Here is a 2,632-nt window from a genome sequence, read left to right on the forward strand (position 1 = left end):
CGGAGTGGCCGGAGTGGCCGGGGGCTCCCATGCCGCCGGGGTGTCCTCCGGGTCCGTCTCCCATGCGCCGTCCTCCGTGGGCGGCCTGCGCAGGAGGGCGATCGAGCCGGAGACCGTCGTGGCCTTGAGGCGGCCGTTGCCGTTGCCCAGGCGGCCGGTGATGCGTTTGGCGCCCCACTGGCCGCTCACCCGGAGGTCCTCGAAGGCGTTGGAGACCTTGCCGCTGGTGGTGTTGGCCTCCACCGTCGCGTCGGCCGGGTGGGGGAGGCGGATGGCGATCTCGCCCGAGACGTTCGTCAGGGAGACGTCCGTGGGGCCCGCCGTCGGGTCCAGGTCGACGATCATCGAGCCGTTCACCGACTCGGCCTTCACGCGGGAGCCCGCCTCGACGACCGTCAGATCGCCGGAGACCGAGGTGAAGTGGAGGTCGCCGGTGAGCGCCTGGGCCTCCACGCCGCCGGAGACCGTCTCCGCGCGGACCGGGCCCGACAGGCCCACCAGCGTGATGTCCCCGCTGACGCCCTGGACGATCGCGCGGCCTTCGAGGCCGGAGACCACCGCCGACGCGTCCACCACCCCCACCGCGACCCGCGTGTCCGTCGGCACCGCCAGCGTCACCACCGCGTGCCGCCGCCAGCCCTTGCGGTCGAGCCACTTGAGGAAGCCCTTCCAGGGCAGGTCCTCGTACGTCACCGTCAGGACGCCGTCCCGATGCGTCACGATCAGGGGCGGGCCCTCGATGGCGGAGACCTCCAGGCGGGGGGAACCTTCGTCGGTGCCCACGACGTTCACCGCTCCGGAGACCAGGCGGACGCTCAACTCCCGCACCGGTTCGTCGAAGGAGAACTTCTTCGGTTCGGACACGGACCACTCGGGCATGACGCTGACCCTCCTCCTCGACAACACGCCATATCGCGTCTCTCCTCCTCACGATATATCGCGCTCCCGTGGAGTCAAGACATATCGAGACACTCTTTCCGGTGACTCCCCTCACCCAAAGGTGACGAATTGTCCTACGGTGTGAGCATGTCGCCGACCGAACAGCCCAGCGCGCTGCTGCTCTGCCGGGCCGAACCCGACGCCGTCGCCCCCGTCGCGCACCTGCTGCGCGAACGCATGCTGCTGATCCGGGCCGGAACCGAGTGGAGCGTGCTCGTGCCCGAGGGCACGCCCTGGCAGGACGGCGGCGAACCCGTCGACCGGGTCCTCACCGGCTGGGCCACCGCCCTCGCCGTCGGCGCGCCCTGGCCCGTCCTCGCCCTGTGGTGGGACGCCGACCGCTCCGGCTGCGCGCTCGCCTCCGGGTTCCGGCGGCCCGTCGGCTACGACTGGCTCGCGGACGGCACGCCCGCGGGGGAGGACGAGGCCATGCGGACGTTCGCCTCCCGGCTCGGGCTCGACCCCGTCTTCGACATGCAGTCCCTCGAAGAGCTGACCCGCGCCGACCTCACCGTCGACGCGCGCGGGCGCCTGCGCGGACTGCTCGCCGTCCTCACGCGCGCGGGCGTGGCGCTGCCCGCCGGGATCGTCCCCGGCGAGAGCGCGGGCCGGTTGCGCGGCGCCGCCCTCGACCGGGCCGACGTCCAGCGCGTCGAGGGCGGCGGGTGGCGGGAGACCGTGCGCGCGGAGATCGACGCCGTCGAGCGCGGCCCTCTCGGGCCCTGGCTGCCCTGGACCGGCAGCCCCCGCGCGCGTGCGCTCGCCGTCGCCCAGGTCGGCCTCGGCCTGCCGCTCGCCCTCTGGGGCGTACGGCGCCGCAGCGCGGGCTGGGCCGCCGCCGGGGCGTTGCTCCTCGGGCACGGGGCGCTGGGGCTGGTGTACGACGTGGGGCGACCGCGGGCCTGACGTACGGCTCCCGCCCTGCCGCCGCCCGAGGTGACTGGGGTCGGCGGGAACCGGTGGGGGATGCCGGTCGTTATGTGGGGAACCGGGCGGGTCCGGCTACTCGTCGTCCTCGTCGTCCAGACGGGCCAGCCAGGTCGCGAGACGTTCCACCGGTACCTCGAAGTCCGGGTTGAGGTCGACGAAGGTGCGGAGCTGTTCGGCCAGCCACTCGAAGGTGACTTCCTCCTCGCCGCGCCGCTTCTCCAGTTCCTCGATGCCGCGGTCGGTGAAGTACATGGATCGTGCTCCGTGGGTGGGTCGTCGGGGTTGGGAAGTGCCACCGGGGGAATGAGCTTGTTTCCCACGTGCGGCCCGCGAGGGGCTGTGGGGGCACAGGGCAAGGATAGGCCGCCGGTCGTGGCGTCGGACGGGCGGCAGCAGGGGGAACACGGCAGCGGGGGGAGCGGCCATGAGCCAGGAGACCGAGCGGACGGGACAGGACGTGACGCGCGTCGCACGCGTGGCACTGCCGGACGGCACGCCCGTATGGGCGCGCATCTCCGGTACGGGGGAACTGCGCGCCCCCGCCGCCCCACCGGGCCGGCTCTCCTACAGCGACACCGGCTTCACCGAACGCGTCGAAGCCGGCGTCGAGAGCCTCCACTCCCTCATCACCGGCGTCGCCCACTCCCTCGCGGGCCCCCTCCGCGCCGTCCGCGAGGAGGCCGACCACTTTGCCCGCCTTGGCCGTGAGTTCGATGCCGAACTCGATGCTGGCCTCGTCGGGGCGGACGGCGCGGAGGGGGCC

3 protein-coding genes and 1 pseudogene are annotated in these 2,632 nt (G+C 73.3%); 2 read left to right on the forward strand and 2 right to left on the reverse strand.

Translation table 11 applies throughout. The features are described from left to right. Nucleotides 1–879: DUF4097 family beta strand repeat-containing protein (locus tag AOK24_RS42280; RefSeq protein WP_055725182.1), on the reverse strand; the 879-nt coding region annotated here is incomplete at its 3' end. 147 nt (nucleotides 880–1,026) lie between these two features. On the opposite strand from AOK24_RS42280, the gene AOK24_RS42285 reads away from it, so the two are divergent. Beyond that, complete coding sequence (locus tag AOK24_RS42285) at nucleotides 1,027–1,845, forward strand: hypothetical protein (RefSeq protein ID WP_055725183.1); 819 nt, start codon at nucleotides 1,027–1,029, stop codon at nucleotides 1,843–1,845. 96 nt (nucleotides 1,846–1,941) lie between these two features. On the opposite strand, the gene AOK24_RS42290 is transcribed toward AOK24_RS42285, so the two are convergent. After that, nucleotides 1,942–2,121 (reverse strand): DUF6104 family protein, encoded by a 180-nt coding sequence (locus AOK24_RS42290; protein WP_003992906.1) that lies wholly within the window; start codon nucleotides 2,119–2,121, stop codon nucleotides 1,942–1,944. 172 nt (nucleotides 2,122–2,293) lie between these two features. Between AOK24_RS42290 and AOK24_RS42295 the strand changes: the two are divergent. Next, nucleotides 2,294–2,548 (forward strand): annotated as a pseudogene (locus AOK24_RS42295) (hypothetical protein); the annotation flags it as partial. Nucleotides 2,549–2,632 lie beyond the last annotated feature (84 nt).

This window comes from Streptomyces niveiscabiei, from assembly GCF_001419795.1.
In the GTDB taxonomy this organism is placed as follows: domain Bacteria; phylum Actinomycetota; class Actinomycetes; order Streptomycetales; family Streptomycetaceae; genus Streptomyces; species Streptomyces niveiscabiei.

Bases quoted from the DNA above. Each gene is read 5' to 3' on its own strand.
- AOK24_RS42290 (WP_003992906.1), bottom strand. From the start codon at position 2,121: ATGTACTTCACCGACCGCGGCATCGAGGAACTGGAGAAGCGGCGCGGC.
- AOK24_RS42285 (WP_055725183.1), top strand. From the start codon at position 1,027: ATGTCGCCGACCGAACAGCCCAGCGCGCTGCTGCTCTGCCGGGCCGAA.